At 65.0% G+C, this 25382-nt stretch carries 24 protein-coding genes; 12 read left to right on the forward strand and 12 right to left on the reverse strand.

The window, feature by feature from the left end; all coding sequences use genetic code 11:
• The first annotated feature begins 3 nt into the window (after positions 1 to 3).
• Together ACXZ1M_RS25715 and ACXZ1M_RS25720 are read left to right on the forward strand one after the other, a co-directional pair.
• Positions 4 to 2331 carry an SUMF1/EgtB/PvdO family nonheme iron enzyme gene (locus tag ACXZ1M_RS25715; protein ID WP_459050433.1) on the forward strand — a complete coding sequence of 776 codons (2328 nt, stop codon included), beginning with the start codon at positions 4 to 6 and terminating at the stop codon, positions 2329 to 2331.
• Between the two features lie 36 nt (positions 2332 to 2367).
• Entirely contained in the window at positions 2368 to 2712 is a 345-nt protein-coding gene (locus tag ACXZ1M_RS25720; protein ID WP_459050434.1) for a zinc ribbon domain-containing protein YjdM, read from the forward strand.
• Here ACXZ1M_RS25720 and ACXZ1M_RS25725 read toward each other — a convergent pair.
• On the reverse strand, positions 2696 to 3337 hold the full coding sequence (locus ACXZ1M_RS25725; RefSeq protein ID WP_459050435.1) for a GNAT family N-acetyltransferase: 642 nt from the start codon (positions 3335 to 3337) through the stop codon (positions 2696 to 2698). The two genes, ACXZ1M_RS25720 and ACXZ1M_RS25725, sit on opposite strands and share 17 nt — an antisense overlap.
• Before the next feature lie 54 nt (positions 3338 to 3391).
• On the opposite strand from ACXZ1M_RS25725, the gene ACXZ1M_RS25730 reads away from it, so the two are divergent.
• The gene (locus tag ACXZ1M_RS25730) at positions 3392 to 3757 is read left to right on the forward strand and encodes a hypothetical protein (protein ID WP_459050436.1); all 366 of its coding nucleotides are present in this window, start codon (positions 3392 to 3394) and stop codon (positions 3755 to 3757) included.
• Positions 3758 to 4014: 257 nt separating this feature from the next.
• Here ACXZ1M_RS25730 and ACXZ1M_RS25735 read toward each other — a convergent pair whose 3' ends face one another.
• Positions 4015 to 4893, reverse strand: coding sequence for a LysR substrate-binding domain-containing protein (locus ACXZ1M_RS25735; RefSeq protein ID WP_459050437.1), 879 nt, complete (start codon positions 4891 to 4893; stop codon positions 4015 to 4017).
• Between the two features lie 102 nt (positions 4894 to 4995).
• Here ACXZ1M_RS25735 and ACXZ1M_RS25740 point away from each other — a divergent pair, with 102 nt between their 5' ends.
• From ACXZ1M_RS25740 to ACXZ1M_RS25750, 3 genes are all read left to right on the forward strand, one after another.
• Positions 4996 to 5280, forward strand: coding sequence for a DUF1330 domain-containing protein (locus tag ACXZ1M_RS25740; RefSeq protein ID WP_459050438.1), 285 nt, complete (start codon positions 4996 to 4998; stop codon positions 5278 to 5280).
• 76 nt (positions 5281 to 5356) lie between these two features.
• The gene (locus ACXZ1M_RS25745; RefSeq protein ID WP_459050439.1) at positions 5357 to 5755 is read left to right on the forward strand and encodes an OsmC family protein; all 399 of its coding nucleotides are present in this window, start codon (positions 5357 to 5359) and stop codon (positions 5753 to 5755) included.
• Positions 5756 to 5759: 4 nt separating this feature from the next.
• Complete coding sequence (locus ACXZ1M_RS25750; protein ID WP_459050440.1) at positions 5760 to 6638, forward strand: pirin family protein; 879 nt, start codon at positions 5760 to 5762, stop codon at positions 6636 to 6638.
• Here ACXZ1M_RS25750 and ACXZ1M_RS25755 read toward each other — a convergent pair.
• The 9 genes from ACXZ1M_RS25755 to ACXZ1M_RS25795 all read right to left on the reverse strand — a co-directional run bounded on the left by ACXZ1M_RS25755 (position 6635) and on the right by ACXZ1M_RS25795 (position 17897).
• Positions 6635 to 8203 carry an adenylate/guanylate cyclase domain-containing protein gene (locus tag ACXZ1M_RS25755; RefSeq protein WP_459050441.1) on the reverse strand — a complete coding sequence of 523 codons (1569 nt, stop codon included), beginning with the start codon at positions 8201 to 8203 and terminating at the stop codon, positions 6635 to 6637. The two genes, ACXZ1M_RS25750 and ACXZ1M_RS25755, sit on opposite strands and share 4 nt — an antisense overlap.
• Before the next feature lie 93 nt (positions 8204 to 8296).
• The gene (locus tag ACXZ1M_RS25760) at positions 8297 to 9814 is read right to left on the reverse strand and encodes an FHA domain-containing protein (RefSeq protein WP_459050442.1); all 1518 of its coding nucleotides are present in this window, start codon (positions 9812 to 9814) and stop codon (positions 8297 to 8299) included.
• A 94-nt stretch (positions 9815 to 9908) separates the two neighbouring features.
• Positions 9909 to 10985 (reverse strand): PP2C family protein-serine/threonine phosphatase, encoded by a 1077-nt coding sequence (locus tag ACXZ1M_RS25765; RefSeq protein WP_459050443.1) that lies wholly within the window; start codon positions 10983 to 10985, stop codon positions 9909 to 9911.
• A complete protein-coding gene (locus ACXZ1M_RS25770; RefSeq protein ID WP_459050444.1) occupies positions 10982 to 11473 on the reverse strand; it encodes an SH3 domain-containing protein in 492 nt (163 codons plus the stop codon). Before ACXZ1M_RS25770 ends, ACXZ1M_RS25765 begins: the two co-directional genes overlap by 4 nt.
• A 5-nt stretch (positions 11474 to 11478) precedes the next feature.
• Positions 11479 to 13107 (reverse strand): hypothetical protein, encoded by a 1629-nt coding sequence (locus ACXZ1M_RS25775; protein WP_459050445.1) that lies wholly within the window; start codon positions 13105 to 13107, stop codon positions 11479 to 11481.
• A gap of 3 nt (positions 13108 to 13110) precedes the next feature.
• Positions 13111 to 15645 carry an FtsW/RodA/SpoVE family cell cycle protein gene (locus ACXZ1M_RS25780; RefSeq protein ID WP_459050446.1) on the reverse strand — a complete coding sequence of 845 codons (2535 nt, stop codon included), beginning with the start codon at positions 15643 to 15645 and terminating at the stop codon, positions 13111 to 13113.
• Positions 15645 to 16682 (reverse strand): serine/threonine-protein kinase, encoded by a 1038-nt coding sequence (locus ACXZ1M_RS25785; RefSeq protein WP_459050447.1) that lies wholly within the window; start codon positions 16680 to 16682, stop codon positions 15645 to 15647. The genes ACXZ1M_RS25780 and ACXZ1M_RS25785 overlap by 1 nt, the downstream gene beginning before the upstream one ends.
• Positions 16683 to 16765: 83 nt before the next feature.
• Positions 16766 to 17227, reverse strand: coding sequence for a glycine zipper domain-containing protein (locus ACXZ1M_RS25790; RefSeq protein WP_459050448.1), 462 nt, complete (start codon positions 17225 to 17227; stop codon positions 16766 to 16768).
• Positions 17228 to 17366: 139 nt separating this feature from the next.
• A complete protein-coding gene (locus ACXZ1M_RS25795; RefSeq protein ID WP_459050449.1) occupies positions 17367 to 17897 on the reverse strand; it encodes a GNAT family N-acetyltransferase in 531 nt (176 codons plus the stop codon).
• Between the two features lie 132 nt (positions 17898 to 18029).
• On the opposite strand from ACXZ1M_RS25795, the gene ACXZ1M_RS25800 reads away from it, so the two are divergent.
• Genes ACXZ1M_RS25800 through ACXZ1M_RS25820 form a run of 5 tightly spaced genes read left to right on the forward strand, consistent with a single transcriptional unit; the run spans position 18030 to position 22994 of the window.
• Positions 18030 to 19466 carry a M20/M25/M40 family metallo-hydrolase gene (locus ACXZ1M_RS25800; RefSeq protein ID WP_459050450.1) on the forward strand — a complete coding sequence of 479 codons (1437 nt, stop codon included), beginning with the start codon at positions 18030 to 18032 and terminating at the stop codon, positions 19464 to 19466.
• Between the two features lie 60 nt (positions 19467 to 19526).
• Complete coding sequence (locus ACXZ1M_RS25805) at positions 19527 to 19766, forward strand: hypothetical protein (RefSeq protein ID WP_459050451.1); 240 nt, start codon at positions 19527 to 19529, stop codon at positions 19764 to 19766.
• Positions 19767 to 19797: 31 nt separating this feature from the next.
• Positions 19798 to 20187 carry a hypothetical protein gene (locus ACXZ1M_RS25810; protein ID WP_459050452.1) on the forward strand — a complete coding sequence of 130 codons (390 nt, stop codon included), beginning with the start codon at positions 19798 to 19800 and terminating at the stop codon, positions 20185 to 20187.
• Between the two features lie 57 nt (positions 20188 to 20244).
• Positions 20245 to 21627, forward strand: coding sequence for a TolC family protein (locus tag ACXZ1M_RS25815; RefSeq protein WP_459050453.1), 1383 nt, complete (start codon positions 20245 to 20247; stop codon positions 21625 to 21627).
• The gene (locus ACXZ1M_RS25820; protein WP_459050454.1) at positions 21624 to 22994 is read left to right on the forward strand and encodes a multicopper oxidase family protein; all 1371 of its coding nucleotides are present in this window, start codon (positions 21624 to 21626) and stop codon (positions 22992 to 22994) included. Before ACXZ1M_RS25815 ends, ACXZ1M_RS25820 begins: the two co-directional genes overlap by 4 nt.
• Here the strand turns inward: ACXZ1M_RS25820 and ACXZ1M_RS25825 are convergent.
• A complete protein-coding gene (locus tag ACXZ1M_RS25825) occupies positions 22991 to 23656 on the reverse strand; it encodes a hypothetical protein (RefSeq protein ID WP_459050455.1) in 666 nt (221 codons plus the stop codon). The genes ACXZ1M_RS25820 and ACXZ1M_RS25825 overlap by 4 nt on opposite strands.
• A 109-nt stretch (positions 23657 to 23765) precedes the next feature.
• Between ACXZ1M_RS25825 and ACXZ1M_RS25830 the strand changes: the two genes are divergently transcribed.
• Positions 23766 to 25031: a voltage-gated chloride channel family protein gene (locus ACXZ1M_RS25830; protein ID WP_459050456.1), complete on the forward strand. Its 1266-nt coding sequence runs from the start codon at positions 23766 to 23768 to the stop codon at positions 25029 to 25031.
• The last annotated feature ends 351 nt before the right edge of the window (positions 25032 to 25382 follow it).

The following is a 25382-nucleotide window of genomic DNA, read 5'->3' on the forward strand; positions in this document are numbered from 1 at the left end:
GTAATGATGCAAACAGCAAGAGACAAGATCCGCGAACTGCGGGCCTTACATGATGATGGTCTGTTGAGTCTCCAGGAATTCGACCGTCGCAAGAACGCCATCCTCGACGCGGAATACGCGCCGCCGGGAGGCACCGCCACGCCGGTGGCCATGCCGCAGCGCCAGGGTACGGAACTGGGCCTGATGACCGGGCAGGAGATCGGCCCGCAAAACCGCCGCTACCGGCTGGAACGCCTGATCGGCATGGGCGGCATGGGACAGGTGTGGCTGGCCACGGACCTGGCCACGCACGCGGAACTGGGGCACAGCGAGCTGGTGGCCCTGAAAATCCTGCCGCCGCAGCTGACCCAGAGCGCCACCCACGCCAAGCTGCTGATCGAGGAAGCCACGCAGGCGCGCAAGCTGGCACATGAAAACATCGTGCGCGTGTACGAGTGGGCGCAGGACCCGGCTACGTCCAGCTACTTCATCATCATGGAGTACCTGGAGGGGCAGGACCTGGACGCCTATCTGGCGGAGCAGGGGCCGTTGCCGTTGGAGTCGGTGCTCAAGCTGCTGTCGCCGGTGGGCGAGGCGCTGCAGTACGCGTGGGACAAGCACAAGCTGGTGCACCGCGACATCAAGCCGGGCAACGTGTTCCTGACCCAGCGCGGCGAGATCAAGCTGCTGGACTTCGGCATCGCCTCGCGCGCGCGCAGCGCTGGCAGCAGTCTCGGTTTACAGACGCCGAACGCCGGCACCGCCGGCTACCGCGCACCGGAGGCGGGCACGCACCAGCGTCAGCCCGCGCCCAAGTTGGACGTGTACGCAGTGGCGGTGATGATCTACCAGCTGCTGGAAGGTCGCATGCCGTTCGATGATATGCGTCCGGCGGACTTTCATCCCTCGCCGCCGCGCGAACTGAATGAACGCCAGTGGCAGGTGCTACAGACTGGCTTCGCATATCTGCAGGAACGCCGTCCGGCCTCGGTGAACGAACTGCTGGCGGAGCTGGGCCGGGCCGCCGGTCCGAACGAAGCGGAGCTGGCGGCGCAAGCTGCGCAGGCGGAGCAGGAGGCGCGCGAGCGCGAGATTCGCGAACGGCAGCGCAAGCAGGAAGCGGCGGAGCAGGCAGCAGCACAGGCAGTCGCGCAAGCCGAACAGGCACGCCTGGGCGAGGAAAAGCGCAAGGCGATGGTGGCGGAACTGGCTGCGCGTCGCCAGGCCGAGGCGCAGGCGGCGGCCGTTGAAAAGCAGCGGCAGGAACAGCAGCGCCGCGCGCTGGAAGCCAAGCAGCGCGCCGAGGCGGAAGCCGCAGCGCTGGCGCGCAAACAGGTGCTGCGCGAGCAGTTGCAGGCGCGGCGCGAAGCCGACGCCAAGAAAGCGCGCGAGGAGCGCGACGAACAAGCGCGCAAAGCCGCGCAGCTGAAGGCGGAGGTGGCCTATCGTCAGGAACAGGAGCGCCACCGCAAGCAGCAGGCCGAACGCCATGCGGTGGAGTTGGCCGCGCTGACGTCGACCACGCCGGTCGCCGACGCCAGCGGCGTGCTGCGCGACCGCTTCCTCGACGGCACGGGTGCGGGGCCGGATCTTGTGCTGATCCCGACCGGCCGATTCCAGATGGGCTCCCACGAACATGAGCAGGCGCTGGCGATCAAGGCCGGGGCGCAGAAGAACTGGCTGGAGCGCGAGCTGCCGCAGCGTTGGGTGGGCATCGACCATTCGTTCGCGATGGGGCGCTATCCGGTGACGGTGGCGCAGTGGCGGCGCTTCGTCAAGGATACGGGCTGGGAGTCGCAGTCCGATACCGATTGGCGCGCGCCGGGCTTTGCGCAGAATGACGAGCATCCGGTGGTCGGCGTCAGCTGGATGGACGTGCAGCTGTACCTGCGCTGGCTGTCGCAGAAAACGGGGCAGGTGTATCGCCTGCCGACCGAAGCCGAGTGGGAATACGCCTGCCGCGCCGGCACCAAGACCGCCTTCAGTTTCGGCGATACCATCCATCCGGATCAGGCCAACTACGACGGCCACTACACCTACAACGGCGGCCAGCGCGGTGCGTACGTGCAGGGCACCAGCAAAGTGGGCGCGTACCAGCCGAACCCTTGGGGCTTGTTCGACATGCACGGCAATGTGTGGGAGTGGACGCAGGACGTGGTGCACGATAACTACGTCGGCGCGCCGACCGATGGCAGCGCGTGGGAAGAGGGCGGCGATGCAGTGCGGCGCGTGCTGCGCGGCGGTTCGTGGCTGTACAACCCGCGCTATCTGCGCTCGGCGGTGCGCAATGGTTTTTCTGCAGTGCTGGCCAATGACATTGTCGGCTTCCGTGTCGCCCGCAAGCTGGCATAAGGTATACTGCCGGACTTTGAAAAGTCAGGATTTACGATGAGCGCCTTGCCACCATGCCCTAAATGCAGTTCCGAGTACACCTATGAAGACGGCGCGCAGCTGGTATGTCCAGAGTGTGCGCACGAGTGGACCGCCGGCGGCGCGGCGGCCGCCGAAGAAGGCGCGCGCGTTTATCGTGACGCGGTCGGCAACGTGCTGCAGGACGGCGACACGGTCACCGTCATCAAGGACTTGAAGCTGAAGGGCGGCGGTGGCGTGGTCAAAGTCGGCACCAAGGTGAAGAACATTCGCCTGGTCGATTCCGATCACGATATCGACTGCAAGATCGAAGGCTTCGGCGCCATGAGCCTGAAGACGGAGTTCGTTAAAAAGGTGGTTTGATCGTCACCGTGGCGTAGTGCGACTGCACGCGCCAGCCCAGGGTTGCGTACAGCGCGCGGCCGGCTTCGGTCGCCACCAGCACGCGCTGTGCGGCTTGCGATTGCTGGGCCGTTCCCAACGCCGCCATGATCGCCGCGCCCAAGCCTTGATGCTGGTGCGCCGGCGCGGTGGCGATGCGGTCGAATACAAACACTCCCTCATGCTCCACCGCGTAGCCGCTGGCGGCCAGCGTGTCGTCTTCCGCGCAGATGCGCGCGGTGGTGACTTGCGACTCAGTCTTCACCTGCAGCCAGTAGCCGGGTGGCAGCGACGGCACCGGATTGCGTCCCGGTTCCTTGGTCATCAGATACGCCATCGGCTGCAACTGCCACCTGGGCGGCACCAGCGACTGCAACAGCGCGCCGTTGCCGCACATCTTGATGAAAACGTAGGGCTCGTGGATCTCCCGCGCCAGTTCCGTGATGGCGGGCGACGGGCCGGCAAAGACGTAGCGGCGCAGCTCATGCGGCAGGCCGCTGTCGACGCGCAGCGCGCCGCGATCGGCCACCGGCTGCGGCAGATCGCGCACCACCGAGCGAGCGCGCAGCCAGTGTTCCAGCAGTTCGGCATCCACTTGATTCTTCATCGGCCCTGATTTCAAAGCGTGTATATTTGCACAGTCTAAATCATGGAGCACGGGATGACTATCGGACGCAGAAAGTATTACGGCGAGGCGCTCATCCTCATGGGCTTGATGGCCGCCGCCGGCGCCATCTATGCTGCTTTCAGTCTGATGTTTGAAGGCCTGCCGTTCAACGACTACGCGCGCGGCGTATGCAGTTTCGCTTGCTTCGGTCTGCTGCTCGGAGCCATCCATGCCTTCGACAAGGAGTCTGGCCGGGACACTCCGAACCGGCCGTTCCTCCGTCTGTTGGTGGGCTGCGCGTGCGGCCTCGCCATCGCCGTCATCTGGCATTGGCCGGCCCAGGCGATCATGCTGGCGACGCTGCTCGGCGCGATCCTCGGCTTGCTTGGTGCAATCTGGGCGAACTGGGTGCAGTTTTAGATGGAGGCGGGGGCTTGATAAAATCGCATCTGGCGTCACCTGCCAGCCATGTGGAAATTCAAGCTTAACTGGCGGCGTCCCTTATTCTACCTGCTGTTGCCGGTGCTGCTGGTAATGGTCTTCCTGGGTTTCCCACTGCCGATCGCCCCTCCGCCCGCCACAAAACCCGCGCAGGAGCAGTCCGACACTGTACGCAAGAAAAAGGATGAGTAAGCTGCAACTTATTTCCACCACGACGGGCTAGCAGCGCGCGCCCCTCAGCCCAGCCGTTCGAGTGCGAAGTCGACGAAGCTGCGGACTTTGGCGCTGGGCCGCACTTCGGGGCGGCGCAGGATGTGCATGGCGCGGCTGGGCAGCTCCCATTTCGGCAGTAGCCGCACCAGTTGGCCGGTTTTCAGCGCCGGTTCCATTAATATATCCGCCTGCACCACCACGCCCATGCCGGCGACGGCCGCCACCACCAGCGATGCGCCGGTATTGCTGACCAGCGTGCCGCGCGCACTGACTTCCACTTTTTCTTCGCCGCGCCGAAAGCGCCAGGTGGTGCCGGCGCCGGCGAACACCAGGCAGTTGTGCCGCTCCAGATCCGATGGATGTTTGGGCGTGCCGTGCCGCTTCAGGTAGGCCGGGCTGGCCGCCAGCAGCACGCGCCCCGGCTGTAGCGGGCGGGCGATGAGGGTGGCGTCGGTCACCGGACCTGAGCGGATGGTAACGTCCACGCCTTCTTCCGCCATGTCGATCACCCAATTGCTGAGCACCAGATCGATGCTGACCTTGGGATAGCGCGCCGTGTATTCCGCAATCACGGGCGTCAGCCGCTGCTCGCCGTAGGTGGCCGGCGCGGAGATGCGCAGGCTGCCCTGCGGCTCGGCGCGCAGGTTCTCGGCCACGTGATCGGCGGCCGCCACGCTAGCCAGCACGTCGCGGCAGCGCTCCAGATAGGCCGCCCCAATCTCGGTCAGCGTTTGCCGCCGCGTGCTGCGTTCGATCAGCCGCGCGCCCAGTTGCCGCTCCAACGCCTGCACATGCTTGCCGACCATGACCGCCGAGACGCCCAGCTCCTGCGCCGCCGCCGCGAAGCTGCCCGCCGTGGCGGCCGCCATGAAGACTTCCATGCTGCGTAGCTTGTCGCTCATATTCAGAACTATTTGTTAGGAGTGAGTGAAATTCTAGCGCATTTATGCATTGATTGCTTATGGTGATAATGAAGCCTCACCCATCCATCACAGGAGTTCATCATGGCAGCATACGCAATCGGATTCGCAACCTTGCGCAACACGGATTGGCAGCAGGAATACAGCGCCCACATGCCGGCGCTGACCGCAAAGCACGGCGGCAAGCTGATGGCGAAGTCCGCGCCGCAGCCGTTGGAAGGCTCGCCGGTGCTGCCGGAAGCGATGGTGGTCATCGAGTTTCCGTCGGCCGCACACGCGCAGGCGTGGTACGAGGATCCCGAACATACGCGCCTGAAAGCGCTACGCCAGTCCGGCGCCGATTTCTCCATGGTGCTGGTCGGCGCGTAGTCTTTTAGTAGAAGCACAAGCCTGCCATTCGGTGTACATTGTTGGTTCTGATTTCACGCCAAACAAGGAACACCGAATGACTATCAAAGCCCTGCGGGATCAATCCCTGCCGATGCGCCATATTCTCCATGTGCGCAACCACATTATCTCCACCGACGGTTCGGTGGAAGAGGGCGGCAACGATGCCGGCCCGTCGCCGCACGACCTGTACGATGCGGCGCTGAGCGCCTGCAAGGCGTTGACCGTGGTGTGGTACGCCAAGCGCAAGAACATCCCGCTCGAACACGTGGAAGTGAGCATGGAGCGCGACGCCAGCGAGGAGCGCCAGGGTACCTACCGCCTGGCCGCCACCCTGCACCTGACCGGCGACCTGTCCGAGATCCAGCGCGCCGAACTGCTGGCCGCCGCGCAGAAGTGCCCGATCCACAAACTGATGACTTCCGTGACCACCGAGATCACCACCGTTCTGGGGTAAGACCATGACCATCTCCAACCTGTTGAAGGGCCACGAAAAAGATCTGGGCGGCGGCTTCGTGGTGCGCCGCTATCTGCCGTCTTCGATCAAGCAGGCCGTTGGCCCGTTCATTTTCTTCGACCATTTCGGCCCGGTGGACGTGCCGGCCGACGCCGATCACGATGTGCGTCCGCACCCGCATATCGGCTTGGCCACCGTGACCTATCTGTTCGAGGGCGCGATGGACCACCGCGACAGCCTGGGCACCGTCCAGCGCATCGAACCGGGCGCCATCAACTGGATGACGGCCGGTAAAGGCATCGTCCATTCCGAGCGCACGCCGAAAGACCTGGTGGGCGTGCCGCACCGCACCCACGGCCTGCAGCTGTGGGCCGCGCTGCCGGTGGCGCATGAGGAATCCGAACCGGGCTTCTGTCATACGCCGTCCGCCGCGATTCCTGAGCTGACCATCGGCGGCGCCGATATCCGCGTGTTGATCGGCACCGCATTCGGCCAGACCTCGCCGGTGCAGACCTACAGCCAGACGCTGTACCTGGACGTGGCATTGAAAGCCGGCGCCGAGCTGGCGTTGACCGAGCTGCCGGCCGAAGCGGCGATCTACCCGATCAGCGGCGAGCTGGAAGTCGACGGCGTTCCGCTGGAACTGCACAACATGGCATTGCTGAACACCATCGACACCCGCACGGTGAAAGCCGGCAGCGATGCGCGCTTCGTGGTGATCGGCGGCGAGGCGCTGGACGGCCACCGCTACATGTCGTGGAATTTCGTCTCGTCGAGCAAGGAGCGCATCGTGCAGGCGGGCGAGGATTGGGAAGCGCTGCGCTTCCCGCAAGTACCCGGCGAAACCGAGCGCATTCCCTTGCCGCCACGGCGTCCTGTTTAAGCCTTGTTATCGAGGGCGCTGATGGCTTCATGCAGCACGCCGCGCAGGTTGCGCGCGGAAGCTGCATCGATGCGGCCCAGGTCCAGATACAGGTCGTGGCCATCGCCCGTGTGGCTGAACACCTGCGTGGCATAGCCTTCCTTGTCCAGCAGGCCTTCGATCTCGTACGGCACGACTTCGCGGGCGATGCCTTTCATGTGCACCGGCGGCAGCGCCTTGCCGACGGCGATATCGCGCACCAGCGCATAGGTCTCGTAGCTGGCGGCGATGCCGCCCGGTGGCGCGATCGATTGCAGGCGTGCCGCCAGATTCGCCTCCGCACCCAGGATGGTGTAGTCCATGCGGTCGCTGCTGCCGAAGTTGCCGACGTTGCAGTAGCCGGTGTTGATGCCCATGCGGACCATCAGCGGCGCTTCCACGCCGCGCTTGTGCCAGCCGACGTTGAGTTCCGTCAGCGCGTGCTGCATCTCGACCGCCATGCGCAGGCAGCTGCGCGCGTCTTCCGCTGTGCCCTTGGTTTCCGGATCGCCGAAGAACACCAGCAGCGCATCGCCGATGAATTTGTCGATGGTGCCGCCGTGGCGGTTGGCGATGGCCGACATGGCGGTGAAGTATTCGTTGATCAGTTCCGTCAGCGCCTCCGGCTGCAGCGACTCGGTCAGCGCGGTGAAGTCCTTGATGTCGGAGAAGAAGATGGTCAGCTTCTTGCGCTGCGTGCGCAGCGACACTTCCATCTCGCCGCTGAAGATGCTCTTGTAGATTTGCGGCGACAGGTAGTGCGAGATCTTCATCGAGATCGATGCCAGGAAGTCGTTGGCGTTGGTGAGTTCACCGTTCATGCCGCGGATGACGGCGTTCTGGCGTCGTTGCAGCAGGATGAAGCCCAGGCCTGCGGCCGCCGCCAGCAGGAAGTAGGCCAGGCTGTATTTGAAGGACCACACGCTGGTGCTGATCTGGTCGTGGATCTCGATCTCCTGCAGCCCGCGCACGTCGCCGATCTTCCAGTCCTTCTTCGGGCTGTCCGGATGGCTGTTGTGGCACTGGACGCAGGCGGCGCTCATCAACACCGGCGCGATCAGCCGCACCTGCGATGCGGTGCCGTTGCTGGTGGCGAGCACCAGCGGCGGCTGTTCCGGCGAGGCGCGCAGCGACGCCAGCGAAGTCTTCTCAAAATCGTCCAGCTGGTGCGCCGCGCGGCCACGGAAGGGATAGTCGGAAACGAAGCGGTAGTTGACGTTGGACTGCTTGTCCGCGATCACCCGGCCCAGTTCCAGCGACAGCGTGGCGGGAATCGGTATCGCACCGGGCACCGACTCGTAGTTGTGGATGACTTGCGTGTCCTTGCCGTGATTTTCGCGGATGCGGCCGACCACCGCGCTGGCGTAGTAGCCGCGTATGCTGGTGATCATCGAGTTCAGGTCGCCGGCCTGGCTGCGCAGGCGGGCGGCGGCGATGTTCTGCATGTCGGCCCAGACCGCGAGCGGCAGGCCAATCAGCAAAAGGATGAGGGAGGCGAGCGCAATACGCTCCCAGCGACGGTTATGAACGGTAGTGGATTTGAGCACGGCGGACGCCTGGCGATGGCCGCAACCGAAGTTGCCAATTTTGCCATCTTAGCATGTCACCATGCGTTCGGGGAAAGTAAGATCAGGCCGTGATCAGGCTGTGGATAAGGCGTTGGCCGCCACGGTGCTGTACATGTCGCTGGCGCCGGTGCGGATGATCCAGTGTTCCGGATACGGATCGCTGGCGAAGCGGGTGTGGCGCGGCATGCGGCTCAGTTTATCGAGCGAGACGGTCGGCGCCAGCGCGGTTTCCTTGCCGGTCAATTGGTCCAGGTGCCAGTAGCCGCCGTCGCGGTGGAACAGCAGCGGCAGCGCGGCCGCGTGCGGTGCGGCGGCGAACGATTTGACCGGATAGCCCGGATGCGTTTCCGGCGCCAGCAGGTAGAAGCTTTCGGCATTGGCGCCGTGGTCCACGCGGTGCAGGATCACGCCGTGCGGCATGATGGCCGATACCGACAGGGTGACGATGTCCTTGATGCTGGCGCTGAATTCGATGCGCATGCCCAGCCGCAGCGCGGTCGGCTTGTGCTTGCCCGGCCAGACGCCATCCAGCAGGATGCCGTAGCGCGAGACGTCTTCGATTTCAAATCCCGTGCCCGAACGGCGGATGACGGCATGGCGGCCGGACAGGCGGCGTGTGAGGCCGTTGGTGTCCTGGCCGTCGGCGGTGTAGTGGGTCAGCAGCATGTCCGCTTCCGGATCGACCAGCTCGAAGCGGCCGATCACGCATTCCTCCATGGCGAACAGGCGGATCTGGCGCTGCGCGCCGGCTTCCGGCGCCGCGTTCACCAGCGAGGCGGCGGCGCTTGGATGCGGATGCAGCGCGGCCGCTTGCGGCATGTCGATTTCGATCAGGTCTTCGTCCCACGCGATGGTGGTGAAGCCCAGGTCCACTTTGCCGGCCGGGGCGTTCAGGTCCAGGTGCGCGATGCCGGCGTTGCGGGCGGTGACGTCGATATCGAGGCTTTCGCCGCCTTGCGCGCTGACGCGGGCGATGGAGGCGTCGTCGGCCATCACGCGCACGTTCTTGTGGGTGCTCAGGAAGATGCGGTGGATTTCGGTGAGCGTGGCGTCCAGGCGCGGCACCAGGATCACGAAGGTGCAGACCCATTTGCGCGCGGCCATGCCGGCGTGCTGGCTAAGCAGTTCGATGCTGATCTGGTACTGGCCATGCTCCTTGCCGCGCGAGGAGAACTCGACGAAAGCCGGACGCCATTCGCCATCGACCGCACGCACGAAATGCTGGCGTGAGGCGCCGTGGGGAATCAGGTCCGATTGCAGTTGCAGGGTCAGTTGCGGCGCGCAGGCTTCCGGCATGCCGCGCAGTTCCATCTTCAGCGTTTGACGGCCGCCGGCGGCGCGCGGGTCGAAGCCGCTGATGTGCAGTTGCGGACGTTCGGCGTGTGCGCGTTGCAGCGGGCGGGCGTAACTGGTAGGGGCAGGGACGGCATCCAGCACCGTGACCGGGGAGGCGGCACGGGTGGCGCGCAAGGCATTCAGCAGGTCATAGCTGGAAGGCTCTGCTTGGGCGTGGCCGCCTTCGCAATTTTGCTCTCCCGGTAAGACCCAATAAGTGCAGTGCGGGTGCTGGGCGTTACTGCATTTTTTCATGGCAAACCGACCGATGGAATACCTGCCAGTTTATGCGGTTTACACTCTGTTTGGCAAACTTTGCCGCCGTTTTTTGAGCTTGACTGTGCGGCTGTCAAAAATGCGACGGAATTGCTGCTGTCGGCAGTGCCGTTTCGTCAACATTGTAGGGCTGCGCAGGCGGTGTGAAGCGGATCACGATGGCGCTGAGGTTGTCGATATGGAGCTGGGGCGGTGGATTCGTGGCGTAGTCGCTGAACAGCGCGTCCAAGCCGGCCGCGCTGTTCGTGCGCAGCAGTGCCGGCCAGCGGCTTATCCACGCTTGCGGATCGGCGCAGGACCAGAAGCCGTCCGTGGCCAGCAGGTAGCTGGCGTTGGCGCGCACCCTGACCACGCGGCGGTCGGCCAGGTGACCCAGGAACGGCGGCAGGTTGACGGCGTCCAGCGGCAGCAGGCCGTTGTCGAGGATCTGCGGATTGGCGAAGGCGTTGCCGAGGATGTAGGCCTGCGAGATTTGCGGCCGGTGTTCGCCGTGCACCTGCTGCCACCATTCGTCCTCGCCCAGCAGGCCGTGCATGGCGAAGGCGGTGGCGGGCACGTGGTCCACCGTCAGCGGGCGCGCGGCGTGTTCGGTGATTTCGTACAGGCGCGAGTCGCCGACGTGGTACAGCAGCGGCGCCTGGCCGGGCGGGATTTCCAGCAGCGTGAGGGTGGTGCCGGGACGGCGGAAGCTGTCTTGATCGCCCGGTTGGCGGAACTGGGCTTGCAGTTCGTGGTGCAGCTGGTCGAGTTGCGCGCCCAGCTGTTCCGGCGCGCTGCAGGCGGGGATGCGCAGCAGGCCGGCGGCGACGGCTTCGGCGGCCTGGCGTCCGTGTCCGTGGCCGCCCATGCCGTCCAGGACTGCCAGGCGCACGTGGCCTTGCGGCCAGCCTTCGACTTGCGCGACGTGCGGCGCCTGGTCGCGCAGCAGCACCGCGCGGCCGGTGGCGTCGATCAGCAGCAGGTTGTCCTGGTTCTCGGGCACTTGCAGCTTGCTGATGCTGGCGGCACTGCGGGCGGCGATGTCCAGCGCGGAGCCGAAGTCGAGTTGGTCGGTGATGCGTGTCATCGGGGCGGGCGCCGGGGCGCGGGATGCGAAAGGCCACAGCTTAGCTGAAAAAGCGCCGGCGGCGGTGGCTGGCGTGAGCGTCATTCGCCGCCCCGGCGCAGCCACAGGCTGCTGGCCCAGCCGCTTGCTTCGCTGCCGTTGACGGTGGCCTTGATCTGCCACCAGTCGCCGTCATGCGCGCCGGTGGGCGTGACGGTGGCACCGGCCGGCACCACGGCGATGCGGGCGGCGTGCACGCCGGGGGCGGCGCGCAGGTTCAGGTCGCGGTGGACGCGGAAGGACTGGCCGGCGGTGGCGGTGTAGGCGTTTGCCGTGTCGCCGGCGCGGCGCGGCGCGGCTGGCGTCTGGACAGGCGCCACGACGGCTTGTTCATTGACGCTGGCGGCGGCCGGTGTGTGCGTGGCGTACAGGATCAAGCTGCCGATGCTCCAGGTGCCGACGGCCGTAATCAGCATGGCGCGCGCGTTGGCACGCCGCCACCATGCGCGCGGCGTCAGGTATGCGGCCAGGAACAGCGTGACGATGAGGCCCGCGCCGAACGCCGCGACGGTGTGGAGGTTGACCGCTTCCATGTGCCTCAGGCCTCGAAGCGCAGCACGTAGTGGCCGGCCACCAGGTGGTGGCCGTGCGGCAGCGTGTACGGTACATCGCCTACGCTGGCGACGAATTGCAGTTTGTCGTCCAGGTGGTAGAGCGCTTGCGTGGCGCTCAGGCGGCCGATGGTGTAGCCCTTGGCGACGGCCTCGAAGCTGAAGGCGGTGCGCGACAGGCCGATGCGGTCCGCGCTGGTGGCGTTGGCGCCGTCGGCGTGTTTGAGGAAGCGCGGTGAGTCGAGCAGGCGCAAGGCGGCAAGCATGGGCGAGTTGCGGCCGAAGGTGAAGCGAGCACCGCTGGCGACGCCGCTGCTGACTGGTTGCGCAAGGCAGATCAGGGCGCGGTAGCGGTCCGACATTTCCGGCGCGGCGGGCAGCACGCGCAAGGTGCGCGTGTCGATTGGGGCAAAGGTGACGGGCGCTTCGATGCGCTGGCGTCCGGCGGCGGTGCAGGCGTACAGTTCGTCGGCGGCATCGACGATGACGCTGATGGTGGGCTGGGCGTCGGTCGAGAGGTCCAGTGCGCGGTTGAAGGGCAGCTCGATCGAGAGCGCGCCGGTGTCGCGGTAGCGGCTCAGACGTGGCAAGGCCAATGCCACCAGACTGACGCGCTGCTGCGATACAGGTGCGTAGGTGGCGTCGCTTTCGCCGGCGCGGTTCGCTGGCTTGTGGCTGAAGGCGACCGGTACGGCGGTGAGGTCGATCGGGCCGGTGCTGGCGCCGGCACGGCCGCTTGCGCCGTCTGCGTCCATGCCGGCGCGGCTCTGCCAGACGGCGGGGCGGCCGGACGTCGCCGTCTGCGGCGCAGCGCGCGGCGCGGATATTGTCACCGACGATGCCGATGCCGATGCCGATGCCGATGCGCTGCTGCTGCTGCGCGCCGGCGCGGCGGAGGTGGGCGCTATTTTCAGCAGCAGGCGCTGGCCGCCTTGCGGTTCACGCTGCGACTTGATGGTGTAGTAGCCGCTGCGCGGATCGTAGCGGCAATCGAAGGCATCTTTGGGGCGCATTTGCACCACCGGCGGCGTGTCGGGACCATCGTTCAGGATCAGCAGCGCGGCGTCGGGGCCGAAGGGCCAGCCCTGGGCGACGGCGCTGGTTTCGCCGCCTTCGCCGCCGATCAGCACCAGCCGCTGGTTGGGATAGATCGGGCACACCGCCTGCCAGATGGCGCTGTCGCGCGACACGCTGACGTTGTAGAGGATCTTTTCATCAGGCGCGGACAGGTACACCGCATGGCCGAACTTGACCTCGATTTCGCCGGGCGCCAGCGTCGCGTCGCCCACCACGTCATACCGCACCTGGTCGCTGCCCAGCAGGTCGCCGAAATCTTTTTGATGGAGTGTGGTCAGCGTCTGCGCCAGATCGCGGGCGCGGGCGCCGCGCGTGAGGTGGTAGTCGTCATCGACTTCTTCCTGCGGCAGCACCAGCGTCACGTGCGAGAAGCAGCGCGTGGCGGCGCGGCCCTTATGTTCGCGCGGGCTGCGTTCCAGCAGGTCGCGCAGCAGTGGACGGCGGGAGAACAGCGCCAGGCCCGGCGTCTGCCAGATCGCTTCGGCGTTGAAGACGTCCGGAATGCGTCCCAGGACGGCGTGTTGGACATAGGTCGGCATGATTCAAACTCCTTCTGAAGATATCGCACTGAAGGTAAGCAGGGGGCAGAGGAAAAACAGCAGGTGGCTGCCGCCGGCGGAGAGAAAACTCATCGGCTGTCCCATGATGGGGAAGATGGCCAGGTTGGTGCCCCAGGACAGCAGGAAGTGGCCCAGCACGAACGCACCGCCGCCGCACAGCGCGAAGTAGCGGAAGCGGCCCAGCCACGCGGCGCGGTAGTTGCGCGCGCCGGTGGCACTGCGGTGGCAGCGCAGCGCGGTCAGCACGATCCCGATGAGGAAGGCGGCTTGCACCGTCCAGAGCAGCAGGCCGCCGAGCAGTCCGTGGCGGTTGAGCAGGAAGGACGCGGCAAAGTCGTCCTGCACGGCGGGGATGTGCAGCACGTTGCCGGCTGGCTGGCCCAGCGCGCGCAGGCCTAGCCATTGGTCGGCGCCGAACCAGCCGCCTTCGCCGATGGCGCGCGCGCCCAGCAGCAGTTGCTGGCCGGTGTGGGGATGTTCGGCGGGATTGAGCCAGACCAGGAAACGGTCGGCGTAGAAGCCCCAGCGGATCAGCTCTTCGCTGCCGGCCATGCGCAGGCTGGTCACGGCGCACACGCCCAGTAGTGCGGCGCCCAGCAGGATCGCCAGCAGAAGGCGGTTGCGCGCGGCCAGTGCGTAGGCGGTGCCCATGCTGGCGCTCCAGAGCAGCAGCAGGATCAGCGGCGAGAAGTCATCGACCTGCACCAGTGCGAGGCCGAGCAGCGCGAGGAACAGCAGCGCCGGCGCGATCAGCCGCAGCCAGCGCGCGCCGTGGTGGGCCAGTTGTTGCGGGCCGTTGTGCCAGTTGAAGCGCAGGGCCAGGCAGTGGGCGGCGAGGGCGGCCAGTGCGAGCTTGGCCAGTTCGACCGGCTGCAGGTCGAACACGCCGGTTTCATCGCCCCACAGCACTTGCGCGGCCAGCGCCGTCAATGCGATGGCGGCGAACAGCGCGAGCAGCCATTCGATGGTGCGTTGCTGGAGGTGGGCGCCGCGTGCGGTTTGGTACTGCATCCACAGGCGCGCGAGGCCGCCGAGTCCTGTGCCGATGGCCAGCAGGGCGGTGGATTTTTGATAGTAGCGCAGCCACGATGATTCGGGTGCGCCGAGGCCGAGTTCAAGTTGCACCAGCAGGCCGATGGCCAGCAGGATGGCGCCAGCGGCGGTCGCCAGCGTGAGGCGGCCAGGCAGCGCAAGCCACAACAGCAGCGCGCCGGCGCCGAGCATCAGCGAGCAGGCGGCCGCCGGCGGATAGCCTGTGCGTTGCGCGACCAACGCAATCAATCCCGCCACCAGCATCCCCACCGCCGCCATCAACGCACCGCCACCAGCCGCCAAGGAGCGCAGACCCGCCAGCCGAGAGCTGCCGAGCGTCGCCATGGCGCGAGCGCCGGCCCGCCGTGCGCCGTCCACAGCCGCCGTTGCGCGACCGCCGGCTGGCTGCGTGTTGCCGAGTGCCGCCACCGGGCGCGCGCTCGCCAGCCGCGCGCCGTTGCTGGCGAGGCGGGCGGCGGCGCTGGTGGCGATGCCCGCCAGGCATAGCGCCAGGGCGATACCGATTGCCTCGGTCGGGCTGCCGCTCCACAGTGCGCGCTGCTGCCATTGCCAACGCACTTGTTCTGGCAGTTTCAGCTCCGGCTCGTTATATAGCTTGACGTGGCGGCTCGGATGCAGCGTCAGTTGGTCGCCGCTGGTGGATATTTGCAGGCGCGTGCGGCCCACCATGATCGCGCTCACGCTCGCCAGCGAGGCTTCCTCCCGACGCAGATCGGTCTGGCCCGCAAGCACGGCCGCCGGTGCGCCATCGGGATTGGCGGCCGACAGCTGCAACCGCCCATTCACGCGTGCGATCTGCGCCGCGCCTGGCGCAAGCCCTTCCAATCCAAGCCGATTGTCACAATACAGATTGCCGCCAAACGACAGCGGCCGCGCTATCGTCACCGGCAAGGACATGATGCGGTTCCATCCTGACAGCGCCTTTCCCGTCATGCGCGATTCCGGGCAACTGGCTTGCTGGCGGCCGTCGCGATACAGCACCGCACCGTCATAGCGCCATTCATGGCCGCCGCGCGCGAAGGTGACGGAGCGCGCATCGGCCGCGCGCACGTCGAACACCGCGCCGTCGACCTGAAACCGTTGCAAGCCCTGCAAAGGCTCGCTGCCCATGCGCTGCTCGGCTGAATCGCGCATCAGCACCACCTGTTTCGACGCGCTGAGATTGCGCAGCAACCAGCCTCCATCGGCATCACGGCGCAGCGACAAGTGCTGACGATCGGTTTGCGGTGCGGCCAGTTCACGCTGTCCCAAGACAATGCTGTCGCCGGCCGCGAGGCGGATACTGATTGCGGACGGCATCCAGGCCGCCGGCGCGCGCAGCAGGGCCAGCGCCTGCAAGCCGCACAGGCCCGCCAGCACCGCAAGCGTCAGCGCCGTGCCGCCATGGCGAACCGCAGCGATAGACGTCGCCTGCGGCGCATTGCGCATCTGCGCGCGGGAGGAGGAAAGGGCGGCGGCGCGCATCACATCCCCTGCAGGCTTTGCCAGCCATTGACCGCCGACGGCCGATGCATGCCCAGCGCCGGATCAACCGCATCGAACGCGCCGCGCTCCGTCTTCACGCCCTGTATCGCATTCAGCATGCGGCTGATCTGTATCGCATGGCGCGGACGGTTGGCGGGATCGATTTGCAGCAGCGCGCGCAGCAGCTCCAGCGCCGCATCACGCCTGTCGGCAGGGATGGCGGCGGCAAAGCGCTCCTCTTCACTCGGCTGCAGCGCGGTTGGAATCTGACCGCCGTTGCGGTTGCGCAGATGGTCCGCGCCGGCGACGTGATGTTCACGGTAAGCCTGTCCGCAATCGCTGCAAAAGCGCAGCGGCAGGCCGCCGGCCACCAGAAAATACAGCATCGCGCCGAGCGAAAAATAATCGCTGCGCGCTCCGGTGGCGTAGCCGCCGCCATCGGCCGGGAAGAACTGTTCCGGCGCCTGCCAATTGGCGGTGCCGGCATACGAGTGCGCCTGCAGGCTGCCCAGCTCCCGGTTGGTGCCGAAATCGGCCAGCTTCACCGTGAGCAGATGCGGGTCCAGCAGCACATTGGCCGGTTTCAGGTCGAGATAACGCCAGCCGTATTGATGCACCTTGGCCAGCGCCTGATTGATTTGAGCGATCCAGCCCAGCGCCTGTGGCAGCGGCATGGATTCGCCGCGTCCCTTCAACGACACCATGTGTTTGCCCAGGTCGGAGCCCAGCAGTTCCAACGCGAGTACCGGCAGGCCTTCGTGCCAGCCGCTGTCCAGCAGGCGTACGATATGACGTTCATCCCACGGCTCCAGGGATTGCAGGAAGGCGATTTCGTTATTGGCGGAGGCGATCCAGCGCTCGCGCTGTGCGGGCAGGGCGCGCGCCATCTGCTCCTGATTGATTAACTTGATGGCGACATCGCGCGTCGCGTGCGGGCCGCTTGCTCGCCAGATGATGCCGTAGGCGGAACCGCCGATCTGCTCGCGCAGCCGGTAGTGGCCCAGTTCCAAAGCGATGATTGCCTCTGCTGTCGTCATAGATTCCTCCGTCGCCAAGTGCTAGCGGAGGGCGGACGAAAAAAAAGCCCCGAAGACTTCGGGGCTTGATGGATGGCAGGGAATTAACGATCCCAGCGATCGTGGCGGTCATGCCGGTCATGGTGGCGATCACGTTCCCAGCGGCTGTCACGGTAGTAGGAGCGCGGCTCCACATACACCACGCGTGGTGGCGGCGAGTAGTACACCTGTGCCGGACGCTCGTAGTAGACAGGCGCCGGGCGCTCGTAATACACCGGCGCTGGCCGTTCGTAGTACACGGGAGCCGGCTGCGAATACACGCGCGTCTCGACGTAGCCACGGCCACCGCCGCGATAGTGGCGGTCATCCGTGCGGATGCTGTTGCCCACCGCAGCGCCAACCAGGCCGCCGACGATGGCGCCATCGCGTCCACCGGCACTGTTGCCGATTGCCGCGCCGACCACAGCACCGGCGACCGTGTTGAAATCACGGTCGCCTGCGAATGCCGACGACGACAGTGCCGCAGTAGTCAGAAACGCCACACCCAATAATTTTTTGCTCAACATGGTAGTCCCCTTGCTGTGGCCCGGAATCGACATGATCCGCTAGCCAGTGACTCCACTATAGCCTTTACAAAAATTAACGCCACGCCTAATACACATGCTTACAAACAGTGTGGCGCCGTAATAGCTTGTAACAATTAGACTAAAGCTGCCGCGCTTCCCACTCGGGCCGCAGCAGGCTGAATACCGTCACGTCCTGGTATCGCCCGTTGATGAAGAAGGACTGGCGCAACGTGCCCTCGGCCTTGAAGCCGCATTTCTGCGCCACCCGCACCGACGCCACGTTCTCCGGGGCGGTCAACAGTTCCAGACGGTGATAAGTGTGGACGCTGAACAGGTAATCGACCAGCAGCCGGCATGCCTCGGTAACGAAGCCGCGTCCGGAGAGCTTGGATTCGAACAGGCGGTAGCCGATTTCACGCGTTGTCGGCGTGCGGCTCTTGAAGTGGGTGATGACCCCTACCACGTGGTGTAGCGCATCCTCGATGACGAACAACTCGCTGTCCTCGGTAACGAAACCGTGCTGCATGAACTCCTTGCGCATGGTTTCCGGCGATTTGAAATGCGTGGAAAAGTAATCGCCGCGCGACGGCAGGTGGTTGGCCAGCGCGATGAAGGTGTTCAGATCGGCGGTAACCAGATGACGAACGGTGCAGAGTTGACCCTTGAGCATGGCCGCTTTCTCCGGTAGGTGGAGTTACATCGTAGAGCAAGTGGCATAGCAAATCAACATGGATGACAAGATCATCACGATAGGTTATCGTTTCAGCCGATCTTGTCACCTCTTAATTAGACCAGGAACCGCATGAAATCCGTCTTCAAACACTCGCTGTCGCTCACCATCCTGTCCTCCGCACTGCTGAGCCTTGGCGCGGCCGCCGCGCCGGCGCCGGCCAACGATCCCGCCACGCTGGGCCAGATCCGCGACAGCGCCATGAAGAGCGACTGGGCCTACGAGCGCCTGGCCGACCTGACCGACCTGGTGGGACCGCGCCTGTCCGGCTCTCCCGGCGCTGCGGCGGCGGTGGAGCAGGTGGCGGCCGCCATGCGCAAGCTGGGCGCCAAGGTGACGCTGCAGCCGGTCAAAGTCCCGCACTGGGTGCGCGGCGCCGAGACGGCGGAGCTGGTCGAGTACAGCGGCCGTCCCGCCGGCATCACCCAGAAAGTCGTGCTGACCGCCTTGGGCGGCTCGGGCGCCACGCCGGCCGCCGGCCTGACCGCGCCGGTCATCATCGTGCGCAGCTTCGACGAATTGAAGGCCAAGGGCGACCAGGTGAAGGGCAGCATCGTGCTGTTCGACTTCGTGTTTGACCAGGAGATGGCCGATCGCGGCCACGCCGGCCCGGCCTACGGCCGTGGCGCCGGCTTGCGCTTCGCCGGTCCTAAACTGGCGGCGGACATGGGTGCGGCGGCGGCGCTGGTGCGCTCGGTCGGCGGCGCCAACTACCGCCTGGCACACACCGGCGCCACCGGCGTGGTCGATGGCGCGCGCATTCCCGCCGCCGCCGTCACGGCGGAAGACGCGATGCTGATGAACCGCCTGTCGGCGCGCGGCCCGCTGAAAATGCGCCTGGTGGTGACGCCGCAGACTTTGCCGGACGCCGACAGCTACAACGTCATCGCCGACCTGCCGGGCACCGACAAAGCGGATGAAGTGGTGATCGTCTCCGGACACCTGGACTCGTGGGATTTGGCCACCGGCGCGCATGACGACGGCACCGGCGTCGCCGGCGCGATGGCGGTGATCGACACGCTGAAAAAGCTGAACCTTAAGCCGCGCCGCACCATCCGCGTGATCGCCTGGATGAACGAGGAAAACGGCACCCGTGGCGGTAAGGCCTACTTTGAAGACAACAAGACCAAGCTCGATAAGCACTTCGCGGCCATCGAATCGGACAGCGGCGGCGGCCGTCCGTTCGGTTTTATCGGCAGCGTGACGCAGCCGATGGTGAAGTACTTCACGCCGTTGAAAACCGCACTGGAGCCGATCGGCGCCGGCATCTTCGAGCGTCACGACATCGCCGGCGCGGCCGATACCGGCCCGCTGGAGCGCGCCGGCGTGCCGGTGTTCGAGCCGCTGGTCGATTCCAGCGCCTACTTCAACTACCACCACACCACGGCCGACACGTTGGACAAAGTAAGCCCGCTGGAACTGAAGCGCCATGTGGCCGTGATGACCGCGCTGACCTGGTACCTGGCCAATATGGAAGAGAACATCGGCCGCGTGCCGGCGCAGGATTGAGCCGGGCGGCGGTCATTTTTCAGCGGTGGTATGCTGAAATCCTGATGAAAGGAGGCCGCCATGAATACGCTTCAATACAAGGGATGGGAAATCGTTACCACCGCGCTGCCGACCGCCGATCACAAGTGGTCGGCCAGCTGTGACCTGGTGCACTTTACCGCCGACGGCAAGGAAGTTTTCGAGGGCGCCACCATGAAGTTTGTCCGCGATACCGAAGGTGAGGCGCTCAAGGCCGCATGTGACGAGGCTTGCATCCAGGTCGATAACATTATCGCCAACCCGTCGGTCAGGATGGCCTGAACGGCGGGGCGGCTTGTGATAACATAGCCGCATGAACGTGCTGTTTCGATCCCTCATCATCTGGTTGATGCTGCTGGCGCTCCCTTATCAGGGATACGCTTCGGCACAGATGATGCTGTGCGTCGTTCCGGCGCAAGCGTCGACCATGCCGACCGGTCCGCACGACCACGCAGCCATGCTGGCCGCGCAAGGCCAGCAAGCACAGCATGCGCAGCACCAGTCCTCCGACGACAGTTCGACCAAACACACCAACATGAAGTGCAGCGGCTCCGCGTGCTGCGCTGCGGCCGCGCCTATCCTGGCGCTGGAACTGCCTGCGGCCGTGCTGCCGGCGGCAAGCGCCGTGCCGTTCTATACCGGCTTCCTCCCTGCGGTCGACCTGGCCCACCCTGAACGTCCCCCTCAAGGCCACCACGCCTGATATGCCCAAGCTCCGTCCGGAGCTTCTCTTTTCATCATCATCTTTGAGGTATAGGACATGACTAGCCTGTATAAACTCGCCGGTGGCGCCAGCCTGGTGCTGCTGCTGAGCGGTTGTGCGTCGCTGTCCGGCGATGGCGGCTTCAACGCCGCCGCCGGCATCAGCGAACAACGCACCGGCGCCAGCGCCAGCGTCGCTGGACGCCTGCCGCGCAATGACGACGACGCGCGCGCGCTGGCCGCCGTCATCAATAAAAAACTGGAACGGCCGCTGACTGCCGACGATGCGGTCCAGGTGGCGCTGCTCAACAATCGCGGGCTGCAGGCCAGCTATTGGTCGCTCGGCGTGGCCGAAGCGGACCTGGTGCAAGCCGGCCGCCTGCAAAACCCGGTGTTCGACTTCAAGCGCACCCACGGCGGCGGTGAAGTCGGCATCGAACGCACGCTGACCTTCAACCTGATCGGCCTGATTACGGCGCCGATGGCCAGCCACATCGAAGGCAATCGCTTCGAGCAGACCAAGCTGCTGGTGGCGAATGCTGCGCTGAAGGTGGCCGCCGATACCCGCCGCGCCTGGGTGGATGCGGTGGCGGCGAGCCAGATCGCCAGCTACGCCAAGCAGGTGGAAGCCTCGGCGCAAGCCAGTGCCGAACTGGCGGAACGCATGCGCAAGGCCGGCAACTGGAGTGCGCTCGACATGGCGCGCGAACAGGCCTACCACGCGCAGACCCTGGCCGACGTCGTGCACGCGCAGAAGGCGGCCGTCTCCGCGCGCGAAAAGCTGACACGCTTGCTGGGGCTGAGCGGCGAGCAGGCCGCCGCGTACCGGCTGCCCGATCATCTGCCCGATTTGCCGGCCGCGCCGCGCGAGCTGGCCGATATCGAGCAGACCGCCATCAATGAGCGGCTGGACCTGCAGGCCGCCAAACTGGATACGGAGCACACCGCATCCACGCTGGGCCTGACCCAGACCACGCGCTTCATCAATGTGCTCGATCTTGGCGTGGTGCGCAATAGCGCGGGCGGTACGGCTACGCGCGGCTATGAGCTGTCGCTGGAGATTCCGCTGTTCGACTGGGGCTCGGCGCGCGTGGCGCGCGCCGAGGCGACGTATATGCAATCGGTGAACCTGCTGGCGCAGGCTGCGGTCGATGCGCGCAGCGAGGCGCGCGAAAGATATGCGGACTATCGCGCCTCCTATGACCTGGCGCGGCATTACCGCGACAGCGTGGTCCCGCTGCGCAAGCAGATCTCCGATCAGACCCTGTTGCGCTACAACGGCATGCTGATGAGCGTCTTCGAGCTGCTGTCGGATGCGCGCGAGCAGGCCACGGCCGTCAGCGGCTACATCGCCGCGCTCAAGGACTACTGGACTGCACAAGCCAACCTGGAGGCCGCGCTGGGCGGCCGTTTGCCTATGAATAAAGGAGTACAACCATGACCAACCGCAGATCTTTCCTGAGCGGCGCGGCCTTGATCGGCGCCGGCATGGTGACCAAGGCAGCCGTGGCGTCGCTGCCGGAAGCGCCGCTACAATCGTCGGCGTCCACGCAAGGCCCGCTGACGCCACCGAACGGCCGCCCGTATAACCCGGTCGTCACCCTGAACGGCTGGACGCTACCTTGGCGCATGAAGGACGGCGTCAAGGAGTTCCACCTGGTGGCCGAGCCGGTGGTGCGCGAGATAGCGCCCGGCATGACGGCCAACCTGTGGGGCTACAACGGCCAGAGTCCCGGCCCGACCATCGAAGTGGTGGAGGGCGACCGCGTGCGCATCTTCGTCACCAACAAACTGCCGGAGCACACCAGCGTGCACTGGCACGGCCAGCGCCTGCCGAACGGCATGGACGGCATCACCGGCCTGACGCAGCCAGGCATCGCGCCGGGCAAAACCTTCGTCTACGAATTCGTCGCCAAGCATGCGGGTACGTTCATGTACCACCCGCATGCGGACGAGATGGCGCAGATGGCGATGGGGATGATGGGCTTCTGGGTGACGCACCCGCGCGATCCGAAGCAGCATGCGGTGGACCGGGATTTTGTATTCCTGCTTAACTCCTACGATATTGAACCGGGCAGCTACACGCCCAAGATCAATACCATGACCGACTTCAATCTGTGGACCTTCAACAGCCGCGCCTTCCCCGGCGTCGATCCGCTGGTGGTGCGCAAGGATGACCGCGTGCGCATCCGCGTCGGCAACCTGACGATGACGAATCACCCGATCCACCTGCACGGCCATACCTTCGAGGTGACCGGCACGGACGGCGGCTGGGTGAAGCCTTCCGCGCGCTGGCCAGAGATCACGGCCGACATCGCGGTCGGGCAGATGCGCGCGATCGAGTTCGTGGCCGACGAGCCGGGCGACTGGGCTTTCCACTGCCATAAATCGCACCACACCATGAACGCCATGGGGCACTCGGTGCCGACCATGATCGGGGTCGATCACAGCGGCGTGGCGCAGAAGATCAACGGTCTGGTGCCGGGCTACATGGTCATGGGCGACAAGGGCGGCTCCATGGGCGACATGAAGATGCCGCTACCGGAAAATACGCTGCCGATGATGATGGGCGAGGGCCAGTTCGGCAATCTTGAAATGGGCGGCATGTTCACGGTGGTGAAGGTGAGGGAAGGGCTGGCGCGCAATGACTACAAGGATCCCGGCTGGTACAAGCATCCGAAAGGCACCGTAGCGCATGAATGGACCGGCGAACTTCCCGCCGCCCCGCGCGCGCCCGGCGCTCCGCCATCCAAGCCGGCAGAAGCGATGGACGTGAAGCGGGATGGGGACATGCACCGTCATCACTAGCCGTAGATAACTTTGGCAGCCAGGCCCAATATTGCCAAGGCGACGGTGATCTGGCTGCCTATGATCCATCGCATGAAAGTGTGGAGTTCTTTGTTGTGGCGGTCCAGGTGCTCCTTGACTTGGTCGAATTGCTTGTTAATCTGATCGAACTGCTTGTTCACGTCGAGGAAGCGCCGCTCGACCTCCTCCCTGGCGGCATTCGTCGTGCGATCGATATGCTCACGAAGTTCCATCGTGCGCCGCTGCAAGTCTTCCTTGAATTCGCCAAAGCGACGATTCATCTCATCTTGCTGCTCGGTCGCGCGTCGTTGCATATCTTCCTTGAGTTCGCCAAACCGGCGGTTCATCTCATTTTGCAGTTCCGTCGAGCGTCGCTGTACATCGTCCTTGAGCTCGGCAAAGCGACGATTCATCTCATCTTGTACCTCCATCGTGCGCCGCTGCACGTCGTCCTTGACTTCGCCAAAGCGGCGATTCATCTCATCTTGCAGGTTCTCCAGGCGGTACAAGGTCGTTTCGTTGTCGGCCTTGTTCTGGCGTAGCTCGCTCAGCTCGGTTTCGATGCGATTGAATCGGTCGTTCATCTCATTCCCCAGCGCAGCAAGCGCGTTTGCGTTGCTGTCGGAAGTAATTTCCAGTTGTGTTATGCGCTCTTCCATCATGAAATCGTCCTCCTGTCGAGCGGTTGGGGCAATGGCGGGCTGATAAGGTGTTAGACCTATCTACAGTAGATTTGATCCATGTCATTGGATTTGTTAGTATCAACGACTCATGAAGAAACCATTCCGATATCCAGAACAAATCGCCTTGCTGCCGTATATCGGCAAGTGGATGCTGCTCGCCGGACTCATTGCCGCCTTGAGTGGCACCGCGTCGGCGTTTTTCCTGTTCGCGTTGGACTATGCTACGAACTGGCGCGAGTCGCATCGCTGGATCATCTGGCTGCTGCCGCTGGCCGGCTTTGCGGTCGGTTGGCTTTACCTTAAAGTCGGCAGCAGCGTGGAAGCAGGGAATAATCTGCTGATCGATGAAATCCACGATCCGAAAAACGTCGTCCCGCTGCGCATGGCGCCGCTGGTGTTGTTTGGCACCGTGGTGTCGCATTGGTTCGGCGCCTCGGTCGGCCGCGAAGGCACGGCGGTGCAGATGGGCGGCACGCTGGCCGATCAACTGAGCCCCATCTTCCGCCTGCGTCACGCGGAACGCCGCATCGTCCTCATGGCCGGCATCAGCGCCGGTTTCGCTTCCGTATTCGGCACGCCGCTGGCCGGCGCTATCTTCGGCCTCGAAGTGCTGGCCATCGGCCGCCTGCGCTACGACGCCATCTTCCCCTGCATGGTAGCGGCCATCGCCGCCGACCAGGTGGGCATGGCCTGGGGCGTGCAGCACACGCACTACGCGATCAACGCCTTCGCGCCGATCACGATCTGGAGCGTGGTCGCCGTGCTGGTGGCCGGCGTGATATTCGGATTGGTGGGCATGGCCTTCGCTAAGAGCGCGCACGCGGCGTCGGCCTTCATGAAGCGCCACATCGCGTATGCGCCGCTGCGGCCCATGCTTGGTGGCGCGGTGGTGGCGATGGCCGTGTGGTGGCTGGGGACACGCTACATCGGCCTCGGTATTCCGGTGATCGTCGAAGCGTTCCAGCAGCCGGTGGCGCCGTGGGACTTCCTCGGTAAATTTGTATTCACGGTGGCATCGCTGGGCAGCGGCTTCAAAGGCGGCGAGGTGACGCCGCTGTTCTACATCGGCGCGACCCTGGGCAACGCATTGGCGCCGCTGCTGCACCTGCCGTTCGCGCTGCTGGCGGGGCTGGGCTTTGTGGCGGTGTTTGCGGGCGCCGCCAACACGCCGCTGGCATCGACCATCATGGCCATCGAATTATTCGGTCCTCAGATCGGACCTTACGCTGCGTTGGCGTGCGTGGTGGCCTATCTGTTCTCCGGCCATAGCGGCATCTATCGCGCCCAGCGTGTCGGCACCTTCAAGCACCGCGTGCCACCGGTGGCGCGCGACCGCACGCCGCCTTCAAGCTAATCTGGCTAGGCGGCGGAGCTGAGCAAATGGTTTTGAAATGCGGACTTATTCAGCTCAACCTTTACACCGATCTTATGCGTGACAATTTTTCCCTGACCATAAGGCGCGTCTTGATAGACGATCCAAGCTAACGACCTCGTTGACTCTCGCCATCTCATTGGCGGTAAGGACGACGTCCAACATGTTCGGCGCTTACTACTGCCGAGCACGCGCACTGCCATGTCCAATCTAACGCCCATGACCCGCATATATTGAGCCGCTATCTGGGTACCGTACATCTCCTGCATACCCACACCGATTTCGATGGCCGTCGCGGTCACGTAATTCCGGCGCCACTGGATGGCTGTGAAT

Source organism: Duganella paludis, from assembly GCF_054461335.1.

Excerpts from the sequence above, each read along its gene's own strand:
- ACXZ1M_RS25715 (WP_459050433.1), top strand. The coding sequence starts at position 4 with ATGATGCAAACAGCAAGAGACAAGATCCGCGAACTGCGGGCCTTACAT.
- ACXZ1M_RS25720 (WP_459050434.1), top strand. The coding sequence starts at position 2,368 with ATGAGCGCCTTGCCACCATGCCCTAAATGCAGTTCCGAGTACACCTAT.
- ACXZ1M_RS25725 (WP_459050435.1), bottom strand. The coding sequence starts at position 3,337 with ATGAAGAATCAAGTGGATGCCGAACTGCTGGAACACTGGCTGCGCGCT.
- ACXZ1M_RS25730 (WP_459050436.1), top strand. The coding sequence starts at position 3,392 with ATGACTATCGGACGCAGAAAGTATTACGGCGAGGCGCTCATCCTCATG.
- ACXZ1M_RS25735 (WP_459050437.1), bottom strand. The coding sequence starts at position 4,893 with ATGAGCGACAAGCTACGCAGCATGGAAGTCTTCATGGCGGCCGCCACG.
- ACXZ1M_RS25740 (WP_459050438.1), top strand. The coding sequence starts at position 4,996 with ATGGCAGCATACGCAATCGGATTCGCAACCTTGCGCAACACGGATTGG.
- ACXZ1M_RS25745 (WP_459050439.1), top strand. The coding sequence starts at position 5,357 with ATGACTATCAAAGCCCTGCGGGATCAATCCCTGCCGATGCGCCATATT.
- ACXZ1M_RS25750 (WP_459050440.1), top strand. The coding sequence starts at position 5,760 with ATGACCATCTCCAACCTGTTGAAGGGCCACGAAAAAGATCTGGGCGGC.
- ACXZ1M_RS25760 (WP_459050442.1), bottom strand. The coding sequence starts at position 9,814 with ATGAAAAAATGCAGTAACGCCCAGCACCCGCACTGCACTTATTGGGTC.
- ACXZ1M_RS25765 (WP_459050443.1), bottom strand. The coding sequence starts at position 10,985 with ATGACGCTCACGCCAGCCACCGCCGCCGGCGCTTTTTCAGCTAAGCTG.
- ACXZ1M_RS25770 (WP_459050444.1), bottom strand. The coding sequence starts at position 11,473 with ATGGAAGCGGTCAACCTCCACACCGTCGCGGCGTTCGGCGCGGGCCTC.
- ACXZ1M_RS25775 (WP_459050445.1), bottom strand. The coding sequence starts at position 13,107 with ATGCCGACCTATGTCCAACACGCCGTCCTGGGACGCATTCCGGACGTC.
- ACXZ1M_RS25780 (WP_459050446.1), bottom strand. The coding sequence starts at position 15,645 with ATGCGCGCCGCCGCCCTTTCCTCCTCCCGCGCGCAGATGCGCAATGCG.
- ACXZ1M_RS25785 (WP_459050447.1), bottom strand. The coding sequence starts at position 16,682 with ATGACGACAGCAGAGGCAATCATCGCTTTGGAACTGGGCCACTACCGG.
- ACXZ1M_RS25790 (WP_459050448.1), bottom strand. The coding sequence starts at position 17,227 with ATGTTGAGCAAAAAATTATTGGGTGTGGCGTTTCTGACTACTGCGGCA.
- ACXZ1M_RS25795 (WP_459050449.1), bottom strand. The coding sequence starts at position 17,897 with ATGCTCAAGGGTCAACTCTGCACCGTTCGTCATCTGGTTACCGCCGAT.
- ACXZ1M_RS25800 (WP_459050450.1), top strand. The coding sequence starts at position 18,030 with ATGAAATCCGTCTTCAAACACTCGCTGTCGCTCACCATCCTGTCCTCC.
- ACXZ1M_RS25805 (WP_459050451.1), top strand. The coding sequence starts at position 19,527 with ATGAATACGCTTCAATACAAGGGATGGGAAATCGTTACCACCGCGCTG.
- ACXZ1M_RS25810 (WP_459050452.1), top strand. The coding sequence starts at position 19,798 with ATGAACGTGCTGTTTCGATCCCTCATCATCTGGTTGATGCTGCTGGCG.
- ACXZ1M_RS25815 (WP_459050453.1), top strand. The coding sequence starts at position 20,245 with ATGACTAGCCTGTATAAACTCGCCGGTGGCGCCAGCCTGGTGCTGCTG.
- ACXZ1M_RS25820 (WP_459050454.1), top strand. The coding sequence starts at position 21,624 with ATGACCAACCGCAGATCTTTCCTGAGCGGCGCGGCCTTGATCGGCGCC.
- ACXZ1M_RS25825 (WP_459050455.1), bottom strand. The coding sequence starts at position 23,656 with ATGATGGAAGAGCGCATAACACAACTGGAAATTACTTCCGACAGCAAC.
- ACXZ1M_RS25830 (WP_459050456.1), top strand. The coding sequence starts at position 23,766 with ATGAAGAAACCATTCCGATATCCAGAACAAATCGCCTTGCTGCCGTAT.